Origin of the sequence: Rhodococcoides kyotonense (assembly GCF_900188125.1) — a bacterium.
Classification (GTDB): Bacteria; Actinomycetota; Actinomycetes; order Mycobacteriales; family Mycobacteriaceae; genus Rhodococcoides; species Rhodococcoides kyotonense.
In genome coordinates this window covers 12,712-31,647 of record NZ_FZOW01000006.1, presented here as the reverse complement: position 1 = coordinate 31,647, position 18,936 = coordinate 12,712, and the positions used below count along the sequence as shown (strand labels likewise).

15 protein-coding genes are annotated in these 18,936 nt (G+C 65.7%); 13 read left to right on the top strand and 2 right to left on the bottom strand.

Going from position 1 to position 18,936, the window contains the following annotated elements:
- Nucleotides 1-93: 93 nt before the first annotated feature.
- Nucleotides 94-2,487, top strand: a complete 2,394-nt coding sequence (locus tag CHB96_RS11585) for a phosphoketolase family protein (protein WP_089246251.1) — start codon at nucleotides 94-96, stop codon at nucleotides 2,485-2,487.
- 27 nt (nucleotides 2,488-2,514) lie between these two features.
- Here the strand turns inward: CHB96_RS11585 and CHB96_RS11580 are convergent, their stop codons facing one another.
- The gene (locus tag CHB96_RS11580) at nucleotides 2,515-3,231 is read right to left on the bottom strand and encodes a DUF305 domain-containing protein (protein WP_089246249.1); all 717 of its coding nucleotides are present in this window, start codon (nucleotides 3,229-3,231) and stop codon (nucleotides 2,515-2,517) included.
- Nucleotides 3,231-4,145 (bottom strand): thioredoxin-like domain-containing protein, encoded by a 915-nt coding sequence (locus CHB96_RS11575; RefSeq protein ID WP_089246247.1) that lies wholly within the window; start codon nucleotides 4,143-4,145, stop codon nucleotides 3,231-3,233. Before CHB96_RS11575 ends, CHB96_RS11580 begins: the two co-directional genes overlap by 1 nt.
- A gap of 211 nt (nucleotides 4,146-4,356) precedes the next feature.
- On the opposite strand from CHB96_RS11575, the gene argS reads away from it, so the two are divergent.
- The 12 genes from argS to CHB96_RS11515 all read left to right on the top strand — a co-directional run bounded on the left by argS (nucleotide 4,357) and on the right by CHB96_RS11515 (nucleotide 18,906).
- Nucleotides 4,357-6,009 carry an arginine--tRNA ligase gene (argS, locus tag CHB96_RS11570; RefSeq protein ID WP_089246245.1) on the top strand — a complete coding sequence of 551 codons (1,653 nt, stop codon included), beginning with the start codon at nucleotides 4,357-4,359 and terminating at the stop codon, nucleotides 6,007-6,009.
- Nucleotides 6,006-7,427 (top strand): diaminopimelate decarboxylase, encoded by a 1,422-nt coding sequence (gene lysA / locus CHB96_RS11565; RefSeq protein WP_089246243.1) that lies wholly within the window; start codon nucleotides 6,006-6,008, stop codon nucleotides 7,425-7,427. The genes argS and lysA overlap by 4 nt, the downstream gene beginning before the upstream one ends.
- Nucleotides 7,424-8,725, top strand: a complete 1,302-nt coding sequence (locus CHB96_RS11560; protein ID WP_089246241.1) for a homoserine dehydrogenase — start codon at nucleotides 7,424-7,426, stop codon at nucleotides 8,723-8,725. Before lysA ends, CHB96_RS11560 begins: the two co-directional genes overlap by 4 nt.
- The gene (gene thrC, locus CHB96_RS11555) at nucleotides 8,722-9,789 is read left to right on the top strand and encodes a threonine synthase (protein WP_089246239.1); all 1,068 of its coding nucleotides are present in this window, start codon (nucleotides 8,722-8,724) and stop codon (nucleotides 9,787-9,789) included. The genes CHB96_RS11560 and thrC overlap by 4 nt, the downstream gene beginning before the upstream one ends.
- Nucleotides 9,790-9,806: 17 nt before the next feature.
- Nucleotides 9,807-10,739, top strand: a complete 933-nt coding sequence (gene thrB / locus CHB96_RS11550) for a homoserine kinase (protein ID WP_089246718.1) — start codon at nucleotides 9,807-9,809, stop codon at nucleotides 10,737-10,739.
- A gap of 308 nt (nucleotides 10,740-11,047) precedes the next feature.
- Nucleotides 11,048-13,114, top strand: a complete 2,067-nt coding sequence (gene rho / locus CHB96_RS11545) for a transcription termination factor Rho (RefSeq protein WP_089246716.1) — start codon at nucleotides 11,048-11,050, stop codon at nucleotides 13,112-13,114.
- A 224-nt stretch (nucleotides 13,115-13,338) separates the two neighbouring features.
- Nucleotides 13,339-13,572, top strand: coding sequence for a 50S ribosomal protein L31 (rpmE, locus tag CHB96_RS11540; RefSeq protein WP_068429399.1), 234 nt, complete (start codon nucleotides 13,339-13,341; stop codon nucleotides 13,570-13,572).
- Between the two features lie 92 nt (nucleotides 13,573-13,664).
- Complete coding sequence (prfA, locus tag CHB96_RS11535) at nucleotides 13,665-14,744, top strand: peptide chain release factor 1 (protein WP_089246237.1); 1,080 nt, start codon at nucleotides 13,665-13,667, stop codon at nucleotides 14,742-14,744.
- 65 nt (nucleotides 14,745-14,809) lie between these two features.
- Nucleotides 14,810-15,694, top strand: coding sequence for a peptide chain release factor N(5)-glutamine methyltransferase (gene prmC, locus CHB96_RS11530; protein ID WP_089246235.1), 885 nt, complete (start codon nucleotides 14,810-14,812; stop codon nucleotides 15,692-15,694).
- A 58-nt stretch (nucleotides 15,695-15,752) separates the two neighbouring features.
- A complete protein-coding gene (locus CHB96_RS11525) occupies nucleotides 15,753-16,421 on the top strand; it encodes an L-threonylcarbamoyladenylate synthase (protein WP_089246233.1) in 669 nt (222 codons plus the stop codon).
- Nucleotides 16,418-17,698 carry a serine hydroxymethyltransferase gene (glyA, locus tag CHB96_RS11520; protein ID WP_089246231.1) on the top strand — a complete coding sequence of 427 codons (1,281 nt, stop codon included), beginning with the start codon at nucleotides 16,418-16,420 and terminating at the stop codon, nucleotides 17,696-17,698. The genes CHB96_RS11525 and glyA overlap by 4 nt, the downstream gene beginning before the upstream one ends.
- Nucleotides 17,695-18,906, top strand: coding sequence for a glycosyltransferase family 4 protein (locus CHB96_RS11515; RefSeq protein WP_089246229.1), 1,212 nt, complete (start codon nucleotides 17,695-17,697; stop codon nucleotides 18,904-18,906). The genes glyA and CHB96_RS11515 overlap by 4 nt, the downstream gene beginning before the upstream one ends.
- Nucleotides 18,907-18,936 lie beyond the last annotated feature (30 nt).

The following is an 18,936-nucleotide window of genomic DNA, read 5'->3' as shown; positions in this document are numbered from 1 at the left end:
GGTCCAAGACTAGCGCATCACCCCCGGCAGCCGAAATCGCCCTAGTGTCGTGTGTGGAGTGGAGACGCCGACATCGGTTCGAAAGGACGATCAGTGACCGCACATCAGTACTCGACGGACGACCTGGATCTCGACTTGAAGTGGTGGGCCGCAGCGAACTACCTGACCGTGGCTCAGATCTATCTGAAGGACAACACTCTCGTTCGGCAGCCTCTGACTGCCGAACACATCAAGCCGCGGCTGCTCGGGCACTGGGGAACGAGCCCCGCGCTGTCCATGATCTACACGCTGTTGAACAGGCACATCAAGAACACCGATTCCGATTGGCTGTACGTGACGGGCCCGGGTCACGGTGGGCCTGCCCTCGTGGCGTCGACGTATCTCGAGGGCACCTATTCGGAAATCTATCCGCACGTCTCGCAGGACACCGAGGGCGTTCGACGCCTGTGCCGCCAGTTCTCGTCGCCCGGTGGCATTCCGAGCCATGTGAGTGTGCAGACGCCCGGCAGCATCCACGAGGGAGGAGAGCTCGGGTACGCGCTCGTCCATGCGGGCGGCGCGGCGTTCGACCGACCCGATCTGACGGTCGCGTGCGTGATCGGCGACGGTGAAGCCGAGACGGGTCCGCTCGCCGGGTCCTGGAAGCTTCCGGCGTTCCTCAATCCGCGACGCGACGGCGCAGTTCTACCGATCCTCAATCTCAACGGTGCGAAGATCGCGGGTCCCACGGTGTTCGGACGCAGCAATGACGAGGACGTCGAGGCGTTCCTTCGTGGCCAGGGGTGGGATCCCGTCGTCGTGTCCGGTGACGATCCGCGACAGGTGTTCCCGGCCCTCGAACGCGCGATCGCGCAGTCGCACAGCTCGATTCGTGCGATCCAGGATGCGGCGCGGTCCGGGGGAGGCGGGGCTGAGTTCCGTTGGCCTGCAATCGTTCTGCGCACGCCGAAGGGATGGACCGGCCCGCACACGGTCGACGGCGTCCTCGTCGAGGGCACATTCCGTGCGCATCAGGTTCCGTTGTCGGGCGTCCGCACCAACCCCGACCACTTGGCTCAGCTGGAGACGTGGCTGAAATCCTACGAACCGCACAACCTGTTCGACGACGACGGTGCGCTCGTGAAAGAGCTTGTCGCACTGGCTCCGTCGGGCGACAAGCGCATGGGGTCGACGCCGTACGCCAACGGCGGCAGACTCCTTCGTCCCCTTCGTATTCCGGCGCTCGAGAAGTACGAGATCCCGATCGAGTCACCGGGCGCAGGCTTCCACGAGACGACGCGTGTCCTCGGGGAGCTCATGCGCGACATCTACGCCGACAACACGCGCGACGACGGCGGTGGCGACTTCCGACTGTTCTGTCCGGACGAGACGGCGAGCAACCGACTCGCGGCAGTGTTCGAGCAGACCGACCGCTGCTGGCAGCTGCCGGTGGAGGAATGGGACGACCACTTGTCACCCGACGGACGTGTGATGGAGGTGCTGAGCGAGCATCTGTGCGAAGGCTGGCTCGAAGGCTATCTGCTTGCGGGCGGGCACGGCGTGTTCGCCAGCTACGAGGCGTTCGCGATGGTCAGCGTCTCGATGATGATCCAGCACGTCAAGTGGCTTCAGCACGCGGCGGACCTGCCCTGGCGCGAGCCCGTCGCGTCGCTCAACGTACTGCTGACGAGCACGTGCTGGCGCAACGATCACAACGGCTTCAGCCACCAAGGCCCCGGCATGATCGATGCGGTCATTCCGCTCGCTCCGGACGTCGTGCGGGTCTGGCTTCCGCCGGACTCGAATACATTGCTGTCGATCTCCGATCACTGCCTGCGAAGCCGCGATCACGTGAATCTGATCGTCGTCGACAAGCAGCCGCACCTGCAGTACCTGACGCTGGAGCAGGCGAACGTGCATTGTGCGGCCGGTGCGTCGATCTGGGATTGGGCGGGTACCGAAACCGATACGGCGGGAACACCGAACGAGCCCGACATCGTGCTCGCTGCTGCAGGAGACGTCCCGACGCAGGAAATCCTCGCAGCGGCGCAGATTCTGCGCGAATGGGTTCCGTACCTGCGGGTGCGCGTCGTCAACGTCGTCGATCTGATGGGATTGCTGACGCCCGAGGAACATCCGCACGGATTCCCCGAGACCAAGTTCGTGGACTTGTTCACCGCCGACACCGACGTCGTGTTCGCGTTTCACGGATATCCGCGCGCCGTGCACGAGCTTTTGCACGGTCGCACCAATGCCGGACGCTTCCACGTGCGCGGCTTCAACGAACAGGGCACGACGACGACGCCGTTCGACATGGTGGTTCTGAATAAGATGAGCCGCTACCACCTCGTGCTCGAAGCGCTGCGGCGATCGCGTCGGGTGCCGGAGAAGGGCAGTGAGTTGGTCGACTACTGCACGTCACAACTCGCGCGGCACGAGAAATACGTCGTCGACCACCTCGAGGACATGCCCGAGGTGGCCGACTGGACGTTCTCGGCTTCTGATTAGCCGGGAGTGGAGCCTGCGGAATGACCCTTAGTTAGAAGGCAGTGGAGCGGCGCCACGCTCGGCGAGCATTTGCTTCATGAGCGTGGCCTCGCTCTCCTGCGTCGAGATCATCGACTGTGCGAGCCGGATCAGCGCAGGAGTCTCCGCGTGGTCGGCGGCGTACTCCATCATCGAGAGCCCGCCCTCGTGATGTCGCAGCATCAGCTGCAGGAACATCACGTCGACGGCCGGTCCGGTGGCCTGGCGTAGTGCGGCCAACTCGTCGGCCGTGGCCATCCCCGGCATGGCGGCAACCGAGCCGCTAGGAGCGGAGCCTGCGGAGTGACCGGAATCCGGTGCTTGCGTCGCCATGGACATGGTGTGGGAGTGGCCTTCGTCGTCCTTCATCCAGCCCATGTAACCGTTCGATCCGACGGGGGCCCGGTCCCAGATGGCGAGCCAGCCTTGCATCTGACCGACCTGGTTCTGCTGCGACGTCAGCATGTCGAACGCGAGCGTCCGTACGGGCTGATCCGTCGCATTGGTCAGCGCGATCGAGGACATGTCGATGGCCTGGTTGTGGTGCACCGACATGTCCTGCGCGAAGCCGACGTCGACCGAATCCGCCGCCGGGACCGAGTCGTCGCCGCCGATGAAATTGGTTCGGGCCAGGAATCCGAGTGCGAATCCGATCGCGACGGCAGCGATCAGTCCGAGAACCGCCAGTGCGGCGATCTCCGACTTCTTACGGGGCTGATCGGACATCAGGACGCGGGAGCCGGTTCCGCCGGAGCTTCGGTCGGAAGCTGCAGGTCGGACGGGAGTTGCAGATCGGACGGCAGTCCGGCGGTTCCACCGGCAGCGCCGGACTCGCTGGCGTCGGGTGTGATGCCGGCGCCGTCCATCGGCACTGCGTCGGGTCCCGGTGCCGACGGATCGAATGCAGGCGGGTTGTCGGGATCGAACGAGCCGGGAACCGTCGAGCAGCTGGCGCCGACCTCCGGGTACGCGTAGCGGTTCAGGCGCAGAGCCGACACGAACTGGTCGATACGTTCGTCGTCGACGCTGTCGACCTTGAGCTGGTGACCCCACGACTGCAGCGACACGGCGGTGTCCTGGCCCGGGAACGGCGACATCAGCATGTAGGACTCGCCGTCGACCTTGTCGGCCAGCGTCGCGATCTGATCTTCGCTGAGCTCGTCGGGGTTGTACGTGATCCACACGGCACCGTGCTCGAGCGAGTGCACGGCGTTCTCGGTGCGGATGGCTTCGGGGTACACGACGCCGGTGCACGTGGCCCAGGTTGCGTCGTGCGGTCCGCCGAACGGGGGAGTCTGGTCGTACGCGACGCGCTGGGTCGGGCTGACGTGCAGAGCGGCCGGGTAATCGATCTTCACGACGTCCGCGATCGAGGTCGACGGATCCTGGTTGCTCTCGCTCGGTTCCCACTTCTGCGCCTCGGCGCGGTCCTGGTACTTCGGGATCAGGTTGATGGCGAGGATGGCGATCAAACCGACCACGACGACGAGTGCGCCGACCGTCAACCAGGGGATCTGTCGTCCCGGGCGGCCTGATTTGGTGGCCGGAACGCCGCTCTTGCGCTTGGCGGCTTTGATGGCCTTGTTGGCTTTGGCAGCCGACTTGTTTCCTCGACCGCCGTTATCGGAACCCGTGGGCATCGCTGTCGTCGCTCTTTCGGTTGTGGGAAGTGCGCCGTATCCACGCACATGGCTGCAGGCACTGCGAGTCGTGGCGACCTGTGATCGCAGAGCGTCATTACTGTACGTTCTCATTCTGAGCGCATGCTTTGAGGCCATCGGGCGGTGACGCCTGCCCTCATACGACACTGGCTGCCGACCTGCCGCGCCCCAGACCATAGGATAGCTACCTGTGACTCCAGCCGACCTTGCCGAACTGCTACGCGCGACCGCCGCGAAGGTGCTTGCCGAACGCGGTCTCGACGCGTCCGTGCTGCCCGAAAAGCTGACGGTCGAACGCCCCCGCAACCCCGAACATGGCGACTACGCGACCAACGTCGCACTTCAGGTCGCCAAGAAAGCCGGCGTGAGCCCCCGCGACTTCGCGGGTTGGCTGGCCGACGCCCTTTCCGCGACCAGCGCCATTTCCAGCGCCGACGTCGCAGGGCCTGGCTTCCTCAACATTCGTCTGGCAGCCGACGCCCAGGGCGCCATCGTCGCGCAGGCACTCGCTGCGGGCGAGAACTACGGTCATGGAACCGCGCTCTCCGGCCGCAAGGTGAATCTCGAGTTCGTCTCGGCCAACCCGACCGGTCCGATCCATCTCGGCGGGACCCGCTGGGCCGCCGTCGGCGATGCTCTCGGTCGAATCCTGTCGGCACAGGGCGCCGAGGTGGTACGCGAGTACTACTTCAACGACCACGGCGCACAGATCGATCGGTTCAGCCGTTCGCTCATCGCGGCAGCCAAAGGCGAGCCCGCACCCGAGGACGGGTACGCAGGCGCGTACATCGGTGAGATCGCCCAGGCCGTGCTCGCCAAGAGCCCCGAAGTGCTCGCGATGGCGCCTGCTGCCCAGGAGGAGACCTTCCGGGCCATCGGCGTCGATCTGATGTTCACGCAGATCAAGAACAATCTGCACGAGTTCGGTGTCGACTTCGACGTCTATTTCCACGAGAACTCGCTGTTCGAGTCCGGTGCCGTCGAGAAGTCCGTCGAGTACCTGAAGAACTCCGGCAGCCTGTACGCCGAGGACGGCGCCTGGTGGCTGCGCAGCACCGACTTCGGTGACGACAAGGACCGCGTCGTCATCAAGAGCGACGGCAACGCCGCCTACATCGCCGGCGACATCGCGTACTTCCAGAACAAGCGTCAGCGCGGCTTCGACCTGTGCATCTACATGCTCGGTGCCGATCATCACGGCTACATCGGCCGCCTCAAGGCCGCCGCGGCGGCATTCGGCGACGACCCGAACAGTGTCGAGGTGCTCATCGGTCAGATGGTCAACCTCGTGCGCGACGGCGCGGCCGTGAAGATGAGCAAGCGTGCGGGCACCGTCATCACGCTCGACGACCTCGTCGAGGCGATCGGCGTCGACGCGGCCCGCTACGTTCTGGTCCGGTCGTCGGTCGACTCGAGCATCGACATCGACCTCGAGCTGTGGGCGAGCGCCAGCAACGAGAACCCGGTCTACTACGTCCAGTACGCGCACGCGCGGCTTGCGTCGTTGGCGCGCAATGCAGCCGAGCTCGGGCTGTCCGGCGACGACCCGGATCTTGCACTGTTGACGCAGGAGCAGGAAGGCGAGCTCATTCGGACGATCGGCGAATACCCCAGAGTCGTTGCCAGCGCGGCAGATTTGCGTGAACCGCACCGTATCGCTCGCTACCTCGAAGAACTGGCGGGTGCTTACCACCGGTTCTACGGCGCGTGTCGAGTGCTTCCACAAGGAGACGAGGAGCCAGGCCCCGTGAACACTGCCCGTTTGGCGTTGGGCAACGCAACCCGACAGGTCTTGGCCAACGGCCTTGGTCTGCTCGGTGTCAGCGCACCGGAGCGCATGTGAGCGCGCATCCCGCCGGCCCGAAGCATGCCGACGTCGCGGCCAAGGAGTCGTGGACGGAGCGGCCCGCTTCGGCGTCGGAGATGACGGCACTGCCCGCGCATGTCTTCCCGCGCAATGCATCTCGCGGTGACGACGGCGTCGTCCGTCTCGCGGGTGTGTCGGTCGCCGAGCTCGCGGAACAGTACGGTACGCCGCTGTTCGTCATCGACGAGGACGATTTCCGTTCGCGTGCACGGGAAATGGCCGATGCATTCGGCGGTCCGGCTCGCGTGCACTACGCGTCGAAGGCGTTTCTGTGTGGCGAGATCGCCCGCTGGATCGCCGACGAGGGCCTCTCTCTCGACGTGTGCTCCGGTGGCGAACTGGGCATCGCGCTCGCCGCGGGCTTCCCGGCGAACCGAATTGCCATGCACGGCAACAACAAATCGATCGACGAACTGACCGCGGGCGTCCGTGCCGGTGTCGAGCACGTCGTTCTCGACTCGATGATCGAGATCGAGCGATTGAACACCATCGCAGGCGAACTCGGCGTCGTGCAGGACGTGCTGGTTCGCGTCACCGTCGGTGTCGAGGCGCACACGCACGAGTTCATCGCCACCGCGCACGAGGATCAGAAGTTCGGCTTCTCGCTCGCCGACGGTTCGGCGCTCGAAGCCGTCCGCCGCGTCTTCGCCACGGACAATCTGCGTTTGGTCGGACTGCACAGCCACATCGGATCGCAGATCTTCGAGGTCGACGGATTCGAACTCGCAGCGCACAAGTTGCTGGGCCTGCTCCGAGACGTGGTGTCGGAGTTCGGCACGGACAAGACGTCGCAGATCTCGACGATCGATCTCGGTGGCGGCATGGGCATCTCGTACGTGGCGAGCGACGACCCGCCCGCGGTCGAGGATCTCGCCGCGAAATTGAAGTCCATCGTCGAGGCCGAATCCGCGGCCGTCGGACTCCCGGTGCCGCGCATCGACGTCGAGCCGGGACGCGCCATCGCAGGTCCGGGAACGGTCACGCTGTACGAGGTCGGTACCACCAAGGACGTGACGGTCGACGCGAAGACCCGTCGTCGCTACATCAGCGTCGACGGCGGCATGAGCGACAACATTCGCACGTCGCTGTATCAGGCGGAGTACGACTGCAGGCTCGTCTCGCGTGACAGCGAATCCGATGCGGTGTTGGCTCGCGTCGTCGGAAAGCATTGCGAGAGCGGGGACATCGTCATCAAGAACACGTGGATGCCGAGCGACGTCGGGCCGGGCGACCTGTTGGCCGTCGCGGCGACCGGCGCGTACTGCTACTCGATGTCCAGTCGGTACAACCTGTTGACTCGACCTGCCGTCGTGGCAGTGAAAGACGGAAAGTCCCGCCTCGTTCTGCGCCGGGAGACATTGGAAGATCTGCTCAGCTTGGAGGTGCAGCCATGACCACGAAGCCGTTGGGCGTCGCCGTTCTCGGACTCGGAAACGTCGGAAGCGAAGTCGTTCGAATCCTGACCGAGAACGCCGCCGATTTCGAGGCGAGAGTCGGTGCGCCGCTGGAGATTCGCGGTATCGCCGTCCGCCGCGTCGACGGTGACCGCGGCGTCGACTCCTCGCTGTTGACCGACGACCCGGCCTCGCTCGTCGAACGCGACGACGTCGACCTCGTCGTCGAGGTCTTGGGCGGCATCGACGTTCCGCGCAAGCTGATCTTCTCGGCTCTCGAGAAGGGCAAGTCGGTCGTCACCGCGAACAAGGCGCTGCTCGCGGAGTACGCGGGGGAGCTCAACGACGCGGCCGAGAAGTCGCGCGCAGACCTGTATTTCGAGGCAGCGGTCGCGGGTGCCATCCCCGTCGTGCGTCCGTTGATGCAGTCTCTCGCCGGTGACCGCGTCAACAAGGTCGCCGGAATCGTCAACGGCACAACGAACTTCATCCTCTCCGCGATGGACGAGACCGGAGCCGACTACGCCGAGACGCTCGCCGAAGCAGGACGACTCGGATACGCCGAAGCCGACCCGACGGCCGACGTCGAAGGCTACGACGCCGCATCCAAGGCAGCGATTCTCGCGTCGATCGCGTTCCACACACGCGTCACTGCAGGTGATGTCTACCGTGAGGGCATCAGCAAGATCACCGCCGAGGATCTGCAGACGGCACGGTCTCTCGACTGCACCATCAAGCTGCTCGCCATCTGCGAGCGCATCACGACGCCCAAGGGCAAGGAGCGCATCTCCGCGCGCGTCTACCCGGCACTCGTGCCGCGGAATCACCCCCTGGCAACGGTCAACGGTGCGTTCAACGCCGTCGTCGTCGAGGCCGAGGCAGCCGGCCGGCTCATGTTCTACGGGCAGGGCGCAGGCGGATCGCCGACGGCCTCCGCGGTGCTCGGCGATCTCGTGATGGCTGCGCGCAACAAGTTCTACGGCGGACGTGGCCCGCTCGAGTCCAAGTACGCCAAACTCAAGGTTGCGCCCATGGGAGACATCCCCACTCGGTACTACGTCAGCATGGAGGTGGCCGACAAGCCGGGAGTTCTCGCTACCGTCGCGGCCGAGTTCTCCAAGCGCGACGTCAGTATCTCGACGGTGCGGCAGGAGGGCGCAGGCGACGGAGCACGACTCGTCGTCGTCACTCATGTCGCCGCGGACTCCGCTCTGTCCGAAACCGTCTCGGCGTTGGACAAGCTCGACGTCGTCACCTCAGTCGCAAGCGTTCTCAGATTGGAAGGCACCACCGAATGACCGTTCACACGCCGTGGCCAGGGCTGATCGAGGCGTATCGCGATCGACTCGCTCTCGGGCCGGACTGGAAGACCGTCACCCTGCTCGAAGGCGGAACGCCGCTGATCCACGCCGAGCATCTGTCCGAGATCACCGGATGCGAGGTGCATCTGAAGGTCGAGGGCCTCAACCCGACGGGGTCGTTCAAGGACCGCGGTATGACCATGGCCGTCACCGACGCTCTCGCACGCGGCCAGGAGGCCGTGCTGTGCGCGTCGACCGGTAACACGTCCGCGTCGGCTGCCGCCTACGCCGCCAAGGCGAAAATGGGCTGCGCAGTGCTCGTTCCGCAGGGCAAGATCGCGATGGGCAAGCTCGCCCAGGCAGTCATGCACGGCGCCAAGATCATTCAGGTGCAGGGCAACTTCGACGACTGCCTCGAACTCGCGCGCAAGACGACGGCCGAGTTCCCGACCATCGGCCTGGTCAACTCCGTCAACCCGGTCCGCATCGAGGGACAGAAGACCGCTGCGTTCGAGGTTTGCGACGCGCTGGGCAAGGCTCCCGACGTCCACGCACTGCCTGTCGGCAACGCGGGAAACATCACCGCCTACTGGCGTGGGTACTCCGAGTACTTCCGTGACGGAATCACATCCGTCAAGCCGCGCATGCTCGGGGTGCAGGCCGCGGGTGCTGCGCCTCTCGTCAACGGTGCACCCGTCAAGGACCCGGAAACCATCGCCACCGCGATCCGAATCGGTTCCCCCGCATCGTGGAACGGCGCTGTCGCTGCCAAGGAAGAGTCGAACGGCGCGTTCCGTGCAGCCACCGACGACGAAATCCTCGAGGCCTACCGCCTGGTCGCGAAGACCGAAGGCGTGTTCGTGGAGCCCGCTTCGGCCGCGAGCATCGCGGGCTTGCTCGCCGCTCGCAAGGAAGGCTGGCTGGACAGCGGGCTGACCGTCGTCTGCACCGTGACCGGCAACGGCCTGAAGGATCCGGACACCGCGCTGTCGGGAATGCCTGTCGTCGAACCCATCCCGGTCGATCCCGTCGCTGTTGCGTCTGCGCTCGAGCTGGCGTAGTGACAGAATCCGCGACCATGACGACAACGCTGCCGACCGGTCTGACGGTGACCGCCCGTGTGCCTGCGTCGAGTGCCAACCTGGGTCCTGGGTTCGACACACTCGGTATCGCCCTGGGCTTGTACGACGAGGTCACCGTCACCACCACCACGTCCGGCCTGAGCATTCACGTTCAGGGTGAAGGTGCCGACGACGTTCCGTGGGGTCCGACGCATCTCGTCGTCCGCGCGATCGAGCGTGGCCTCGAGGCTGCGGGTGTCTGGGCCGACGGTCTGGATGTGGTGTGCAACAACGTCATTCCACACTCTCGTGGTCTCGGATCTTCGGCATCGGCCGTCGTCGGCGGATTGGCTGCAGCGAACGCCCTCGCCGCGAAGCTGGATCCTTCGCTCGCGTTGAGCGACGCGCAGCTCGTTCAGTTGTCGTCGGAATTCGAAGGGCACCCGGACAATGCGTCGGCGAGTGTCCTCGGTGGCGCCGTCGTGTCGTGGAGCGAGCCGGCGAGTGCCAGCATCACTCAGCGCACCTATTCCGCAGTGCGTCTCGCGGTGCACCCGGACATTCGCGTCGTCGTGCTGGTGCCGTCGGAACGTTCGTCGACGTCCCATACCCGCGGGCTGCTACCGGAATTGGTGCCGCATCGCGACGCGGCGTTCAACGTCAGTCGGGGAGCCCTCGCCGTCGTGGCACTGACGCAGCGGCCCGATCTGTTGTTGGCCGCGACCGAGGATCTCCTGCATCAGGGCCAGCGTTCGAGTGCATTGCCCGACGCGACCAAGTGGATCGCGTCACTGCGCAAGCGAGGCATCGCTGCAGTGTTGTCGGGTGCGGGACCCACGGTGCTGGCACTGTGCACGGAGCCGTTTCCGCAGGACATGAAGGACGAAGCGGAGAGCGACGGACTCCAGGTTCTCGAGCTCGAAGTCGCCGACGGGGTCCGAATCGGGTGACTCGCCGGTAACCGGTTCTTGCCGACTGTGCCGAACAGGGCTATTCTGAGGTTCGTCCGTACATCGTGCGCTTCAGACGCCGGTTTTCACCAGGGCATTCAAGTTGCTGCATCCGGGGGATTCCACGTCCGGGGTGGTTGACGTTCCTGGCTCGATTCCCATCCGCAACACACACGCGGCATCGGGATCGGTCGTCTGTCCGAAGCGCTTCGATCGTGAACGGCTACATCCGGGTTCGATACGAGATTCGAGCTCCGGAACGAACCCTCGACTGCGCAGACTGCGAGCGAGGGAAGGAAAGGACCTCCGTGACCGATACGGAACTGATCTCTGCGCCCGAGAAAACGCGCCGCGGAGCTGGCCTGTCCGGAATGGTGCTCACCGAGCTGCGTAGTCTCGCGGGAGAACTCGGCATCAAGAGCATCTCGGGCATGCGTAAGGGCGACTTGATCGCCGCAATTTCTGCACGTCAGGCCGGTGCTGCTGCACCCAAGGCCGAGGCTGCACCCAAGACTTCGCGTCGTAGCGCAGCGTCTGCGCCCGCCGTGGACAAGACGCCGGCCGAAGAAGCTCCCGCCGTGGCGGAGGACGCAGGCGAGACCCCGCGTCGCACGCGAGGCCGTCGTGCGTCGGGTCGTCGTGCAGGCGCACCCGACCAGCTTCCGCTCGACGACACCGCAGCCGAGTCGGCACCTGAGCCGAGCGCGCCTGTAGCCGACACCGAGCAGGCCGACAGCGCTCCTGCCGAACGTCCCCGTCGGGGCCGCGGCAACCGTGCGGATGCGCCTGCGCGCACCGAGTCGTCGGACAACGACGCTCCCGCCCGCGGCGACGGCAACCGGTCGGAAACCCGTGGCGACAACACGCGTTCCGATAATCGTGGCGAGAGCAACCGTGGTGAGAACAGCCGCGGTGAGGGCAACCGCAACGACAATCGTGGCGAAGGTCGCAACGACAATCGTGGCGAGGGTCGTGGCGACAACAACCGCGGACGCAACCGCAACCAGGGTGAAGGCCGCAACCAGGGCGAGGGTCGTAGCGACAACCGCAACGACAGCCGCGGTGAAGACCGGAACAACGGTCCCCGCGACAACCGCGACAACCGCGATCAGGACGACGACGGTGACGGCCGGGGCAGGCGGGGACGTCGCTTCCGCGAGCGTCGTCGTGGACGTGACCGCGGCGAAGGCAACGAAGGCCGCGAGCGCGAGCCCGAGATCCGCGAGGACGACGTCCTTCAGCCCGTAGCGGGCATTCTCGACGTCCTCGACAACTACGCGTTCGTGCGCACGTCCGGCTACCTCGCCGGCCCGAACGACGTGTACGTGTCGATGAACCTGGTGCGCAAGAACGGACTTCGCCGCGGCGATGCCATCACCGGCGCTGTTCGTGTCGCACGTGAAGGCGAGCAGTCGAACCAGCGGCAGAAGTTCAACCCGCTCGTCCGTCTGGACACTGTCAACGGCGGCGACGTCGAAGCAGCACGGAAGCGTCCCGAGTTCGGCAAGCTGACGCCGCTGTACCCCAACCAGCGTCTGCGTCTCGAGACCACACCGAACATCCTGACGACGCGCATCATCGACCTGGTGATGCCGATCGGCAAGGGACAGCGTGCGCTGATCGTGAGCCCGCCGAAGGCCGGTAAGACCAGCGTTCTGCAGGCCATCGCCAACGCCATCTCGGTCAACAACCCCGAGTGCTACCTGATGGTCGTCCTCGTCGACGAGCGTCCCGAGGAAGTCACCGACATGCAGCGTTCGGTGAACGGTGAGGTCATCGCCTCCACGTTCGACCGTCCGCCGGGCGATCACACGTCGGTCGCCGAGCTCGCCATCGAGCGTGCGAAGCGTCTCGTCGAGGCAGGCCAGGACGTCGTCGTGCTGCTCGACTCGATCACGCGACTGGGGCGCGCATACAACAACAGCTCACCCGCGTCGGGACGAATCCTGTCCGGTGGTGTCGACTCGACCGCGCTGTACCCGCCCAAGCGTTTCCTGGGTGCGGCACGCAACATCGAGAACGGCGGATCGCTCACCATCATCGCCACCGCGATGGTCGAGACCGGTTCCACCGGTGACACGGTCATCTTCGAGGAGTTCAAGGGCACCGGCAACGCCGAGCTCAAGCTCGATCGCAAGATCGCCGAACGACGCGTCTTCCCGGCCGTCGACGTCAACCCGTCCGGTACCCGTAAGGACGAGCTGCTGCTGAGCTCCGACGAGGCGGCCGTGCTGCACAAGCTCCGCCGTGTGCTGTCGGGCCTCGACTCTCACCAGGCGATCGATCTTCTGATCGACCGGTTGAAGAAGAGCAAGAGCAATCTCGAGTTCCTGATCCAGGTATCGAAGACCGCGCCCGGCGCGATCGACGACTAGGCGCCTTCGGCGCATGTGCACGGAAATACATAGAGGGCTATGTACTTTCGTGCACATGCGCGAAGCGCCTGGGGAACAACGCGGCCCCAGCCCGTGTTGAGAGACCTGTCAGCAAGCGATTAGCAGGTCAAGCGCTCTGTCTGGCATACTGAACGGCCGAGTCCGGTTCCGGTTCACGTCCTCGATCGGCGAGGTCGACCCGGCGACCATATGAAAGGGACACCATGAAGGCAGGAATCCACCCCGACTACACCACCACCACGGTTGTGTGCGGTTGCGGAAATACTTTCGAGACGCGTAGCACCACCGACAAAGAGCGCATCAACGTCGAGGTCTGCTCGCAGTGCCACCCGTTCTACACGGGCAAGCAGAAGATTCTCGACACCGGTGGTCGCGTTGCACGCTTCGAGGCTCGCTACGGAAAGCGCGCCGGCAAGAAGGCTGCAGCCGACAGCTAGCTGTTTCGCCGACGCCCGTCCTGTGAAGTTTGCAGGGCGGGCGTCGGCTTTTTTCATATCTATCGGGGATCGACCTAGAGCGGAGCACACCCATGGCGAGGATGACGAAGCCTTCGGCCATCGACGACATTCTGGCCGAACACTCGGGCCTCGAGCAGCAGCTGGCAGATCCGGCGTTGCACAACGACCCCAGTGCAGCCCGTCGTGCGGGAAAGCGCTTCGCCGAGCTGGCACCGATCATGTCCGTGCACGGCAAACTCGTTTCGGCGCAGGACGATCTGGCGGCAGCGCGTGAACTCGCGGCCGACGACGCGTCGTTCGCGGCCGAGATCCCCGAACTCGAAAGCACCGTCGAGACGCTCGAGCAGACGCTCGCCGATCTGCTCGCTCCGCGGGATCCGCACGACGGTGACGACATCGTCCTCGAGGTCAAGTCCGGTGAGGGCGGTGAGGAATCGGCGCTGTTCGCTTCGGATCTGGCCCGGATGTACGTCCGGTACGCGGAGCGTCGCGGCTGGCGCGTCGAGGTTCTCGACGCCAATGTCTCCGATCTCGGTGGCTACAAGGATGCGACGCTGTCCATCAAGGCCAAGGGTGATTCGCTCGACGGTGTTTGGGCGAGACTGAAATTCGAGGGCGGCGTGCACCGCGTGCAGCGTGTGCCGGTGACCGAGTCGCAGGGCCGTGTGCATACCTCCGCCGCAGGCATCCTCGTCTACCCCGAGCCCGAAGAGGTCGAGGAAGTCCAGATCGACGAGACCGATCTGCGGATCGACGTCTACCGGTCGTCCGGCAAGGGCGGCCAGGGCGTCAACACCACGGACTCCGCGGTCCGAATCACGCACTTGCCGACGGGAATCGTCGTGACGTGCCAGAACGAGCGGTCTCAGCTCCAGAACAAGGCGCGTGCGATGCAGGTGCTCGCGGCCCGCCTGCAAGCGGCGGCCGAGGAGGCAGCCGACGAGGAAGCAGCGGCAGGCCGAGCCAGCCAGGTGCGGACCGTCGACAGGTCCGAGCGTATTCGTACCTACAACTTCCCGGAGAACCGAATCACCGATCACCGCATCGGTTTCAAGTCCCACAACCTCGACGCCGTCCTCGACGGTGAGCTCGACGCCCTGCTCGACGCACTGGGCAAGGCTGACCGCGACGCGCGTATGCAGGCCGAATAGCCCGGCTTCGCACAGCAGCTCCCCGCGCAGACGGGCAACGAAGCCGCACGTGGCAGGCTGTACGCGTGACCCGCAAACCGCTTCGCCTGGCCATCCTCGACGCGACCTCGACTCTGGAGGCCGCAGGCGTGCCGAGTGCTCGAGTCGACGCGGAGTTGTTGGCGTCGCACATCGTGGGAGTCGAACGCGGCAGGCTCGGACTCGTGCCGTTGGTCGAGCCGGAGATCATCGACGCGTACATGAAGACGGTCGAGCAGCGCGCGAAGCGGATCCCACTTCAATACATCACGGGCACAACGGCTCTCGGTAATATCGACGTGGAAGTCGGTCCGGGAGTGTTCGTTCCGCGTCCGGAGACCGAGTTGCTGTTGGGGTGGGCTCTGGCGTTTCTGGAGGGTGTCGACAGTCGGCCGCCCGTCGTCGTCGACTTGTGTACGGGCTCAGGCGCGTTGGCGCTCGCGATCGCGAATGCGCGGCCGGACGCTCAGGTGCACGCCGTCGAACTCGATCCGCCCGCGCTCGCCTGGGCGCGACGCAACGCCGATCTGCGAGCGGAATCGGGAGACACTCCGATCACGCTGCACCACGGTGACGTGACCGACCGATCGCTGCTGACCGACCTCGATGGACGCGTCGACCTGATCGTGTCGAATCCGCCGTACATTCCGCTGGGCGCCGACCTCGAACCGGAGGTTCTGGACCACGATCCGCACCTTGCGCTGTTCGGCGGTGCCGACGGACTGTCGGTCATCGAGCCCATGATCGGCACGGTCGCACGGTTGTTGCGCGCCCGAGGCGCCGTCGGCGTCGAGCACGACGACTCGCACGGACGCCAGGTTGCCGAGTTGTTCGAGCGGCGACGTGTCTTCACCGACGTGCGAGAGCACCCGGATCTCGCGGGACGGCCGCGCTTCGTCGTCGCGTCCCGAGCGGCTCCCGCGTTGGACTGACGACGCCCTCCCGCGAGCCTTCTCCATCGCCGTCACGCGCGAGTGACAGGATAGGGGAGTGAGCACCGTCTACGACTGCCAGCAAGCCGATTCCCGGGCCGCCGGACTGACCGCAGCCAGAGGCGCCCTCAAGTCCGGACGACTCGTCGTGATGCCGACCGACACCCTGTACGGCCTGGCCGCCGACGCGTTCGACGGCAGCGCCGTCACCGACCTTCTTCGCGCCAAGGGCCGCGGCCGCGACATGCCGGTGCCGGTACTCGTCGGATCCTGGAACACCATCGACGGGCTCGTCATGAGTGTGCGGCCCCGCACGCGCGATCTGATCAAGGCGTTCTGGCCGGGAGCGCTCAGCGTCGTCGTGCAGCAGGCGCCGTCCCTTGCGTGGGATCTCGGCGATGCCCAGGGGACGGTCATGCTGCGCATGCCGCTGCACCCGGTTGCCCTCGAACTTCTGCGTGAGGTCGGCCCACTGGCGGTCTCCAGCGCCAACATCTCGGGACAACCGCCTGCGACGACGGTCGCCGAGGCTCGCGATCAGCTCGGCGGCTCTGCAGCGGTCTACCTGGACGGCGGACCGGCAGAGCACGCGGTTGCGTCGACGATCGTCGATCTGACCTCGGAGAACCCCCGCATTCTGCGTGAGGGTGCGATTTCCGCGGAGGCGGTCGCCGAGGTGCTCGGCGTGACGGCGGACAGCCTGCGGCAGGGGAGTCCGGCAACGTGAGCGGAGAATTCTTCGGCCCCGACTTCACCGAGTTGGAGGCTGCCGATCCCGAGATCGCCGACGTCCTGCTCGGTGAACTCGGCCGCGTCCGGTCCGGCCTGCAGTTGATCGCGAGCGAGAATTTCGCGAGCCCGGCGGTGTTCGCGGCGCAGGGGAGTGTCCTGAGCAACAAATACGCCGAGGGGTACCCGGGCAACCGCTACTACGGGGGCTGCGAAGTCGTCGATCGGGCGGAGAACCTCGCGATCGAGCGCGCGAAAGCACTGTTCGGCGCTGATCACGTCAACGTGCAACCTCACTCGGGCGCCAACGCGAACCTGGCGGTGTATGCGGCGTTCGCTCAGCCCGGTGACTCGATTCTCGCGATGAGCTTGCCGCACGGCGGGCATCTCACACACGGCTCGAAGGTCAGTTTCTCGGGTCGATGGTTCTCGCCCATTCCGTACCACGTCCGCCGCGACACCGAACTGATCGATTACGACGAGGTGCGTGAGCTCGCCCTCGTACACCGGCCGAAGATCATCGTCGCCGGAGCGACGGCCTATCCCCGCCTCATCGACTTCGCAGCGTTCCGTGCGATTGCCGACGAGGTCGGCGCCATCCTGTGGGTCGACGCGGCACACTTCATCGGTCTCGTTGCAGGACAGGCAATTCCATCGCCGGTTCCGTACGCGGACGTCGTGTCGGCGACGACGCACAAGGTACTTCGCGGTCCCCGCGGGGGAATGTTGATGTGCCGCGCCGATCATGCGCGCGCCATCGACAAGGCAGTGTTTCCGTTCAGTCAGGGTGGGCCGGCGATGCACACCATCGCAGCGAAGGCCGTCGCCTTCGCCGAGGCAAGCACCGTCGGATTCAAGCGCTACGCGTCCGACGTCGTCACCAACGCTGCAACCTTGACCGCGTCGCTCACCGAGCACGGCATGCGCGCGGTGTCGGGTGGAACCGACACCCACCTCGCGCTCCTCGATCTACGCGAGACCGGGGTCGACGGGCGTACCGCCGAGGCTCGCTGCGAGGCAGCAGGCATCACGTTGAACAAGAACGCGATCCCGTTCGACCCGGCCCCGCCCGCGGTCGCGTCGGGAATCCGTGTCGGTTCTGCAGCGGTGACGACGCAAGGTCTCGACGCGACCGACATGAGGACCGTCGCGTCCCTCGTCGCGCGCGCCGTGCGGGCCGAGATGGGCACCGACGCCGGCGACCGCGAGATCGCGTCCATCCGCGACGACGTCACGAGCCTCGTGACACGCACACCCGCGTACCCCCGCGCATGACGGTCGAGGTTCTCGCGCAGACGGGGCAGGGCGCAGGGGTTCCGATTCGAGAACTGCTTCTCGTGTTCCTCACCGCCGCCGTGATCACGTTCCTCGCCACCGGCGGCGTTCGTGTTCTCGCGATCAAGTTCGGGGCGATGGCTGCGCCGCGTGAACGCGACGTTCATGTGACTCCGACGCCGAGGCTCGGTGGGACCGGAATGTACGTCGGCATGTTGGTTGCGTTGCTGTTCGCGTCGCAGCTTCCGGCGTTGGCGCGAGGCTTCGATTCCGAATACACGAAGGACGTGCCTGCCGCGCTCGTCGCGGGCGGTGTCATCGTCGTCGTCGGCATCATCGACGACCGATGGGGTCTCGACGCCCTGACCAAGTTCGTCGGCCAGGTGACCGCGGCAGGCGTGCTCGTCGTGATGGGCGTGAGCTGGTACATCCTCTACGTGCCGTGGTCGGACGGCGGCAACACCGTCGTTCTCGACCAGCTGCAGGCAGGGCTCGTCACGGTTCTGGTGACGGTCGTGATGGTCAACGCGATGAACTTCGTCGACGGACTCGACGGGCTCGCCGCAGGGCTTGGACTGATCGCGTCGATCGCGATCTGCGTCTTCTCCGTCGGGCTGCTGCACGAGCAGGGCGGCGACGTCGGTATCTACCCGCCGACTGTCATCGCGGCGGCTCTGGCGGGCGCGTGCCTCGGATTCCTGCCCCACAATTTCCAACCTGCACGCATCTTCATGGGCGATTCGGGCTCGATGCTCATCGGTCTGATGCTGGCGACGGTGTCGACGAGTGCATCGGGTCGAATCCCGTTGATCGCCTACGGCCCGCGTGATCTGCTGGGTCTGCTGTCGCCGCTCCTGCTCGTCGGCGCGGTCATGTTCATTCCGATTCTGGATCTGCTGCTCGCCGTCGTCCGACGCACCCGCGCAGGCCGGAGTCCGTTCAGTCCGGACAAGATGCACCTGCATCACAGACTTCTGCAGATCGGTCACTCGCATCGCCGCGTCGTGCTGGTGATCTACCTGTGGGTCGGCGTCCTTGCGTTCGGCGCGGTCGGATCGTCGCTCATCGACCGTCGCGTCGTGGTCCTGCTCGTCGCGGCAGGACTCGTGTTCGCGCTGGTCGTGACCGCTGTCCCTTCTGTCCGGTTGGACCTGGCGCGTCAGCGCCGAAGGACGCGAACCGCTGGTCGGCGAGGGCGTCGGGGCTGACGCCGGTAGGCAGTGGGTAGTCTGTGCGCC

Coding starts and splice junctions, on each gene's coding strand:
- CHB96_RS11575 (WP_089246247.1), bottom strand. CDS start 4,145: ATGCCCACGGGTTCCGATAACGGCGGTCGAGGAAACAAGTCGGCTGCC.
- prfA (WP_089246237.1), top strand. CDS start 13,665: ATGGCGAGGATGACGAAGCCTTCGGCCATCGACGACATTCTGGCCGAA.
- rpmE (WP_068429399.1), top strand. CDS start 13,339: ATGAAGGCAGGAATCCACCCCGACTACACCACCACCACGGTTGTGTGC.
- thrB (WP_089246718.1), top strand. CDS start 9,807: ATGACGACAACGCTGCCGACCGGTCTGACGGTGACCGCCCGTGTGCCT.
- CHB96_RS11515 (WP_089246229.1), top strand. CDS start 17,695: ATGACGGTCGAGGTTCTCGCGCAGACGGGGCAGGGCGCAGGGGTTCCG.
- CHB96_RS11580 (WP_089246249.1), bottom strand. CDS start 3,231: ATGTCCGATCAGCCCCGTAAGAAGTCGGAGATCGCCGCACTGGCGGTT.
- thrC (WP_089246239.1), top strand. CDS start 8,722: ATGACCGTTCACACGCCGTGGCCAGGGCTGATCGAGGCGTATCGCGAT.
- CHB96_RS11560 (WP_089246241.1), top strand. CDS start 7,424: ATGACCACGAAGCCGTTGGGCGTCGCCGTTCTCGGACTCGGAAACGTC.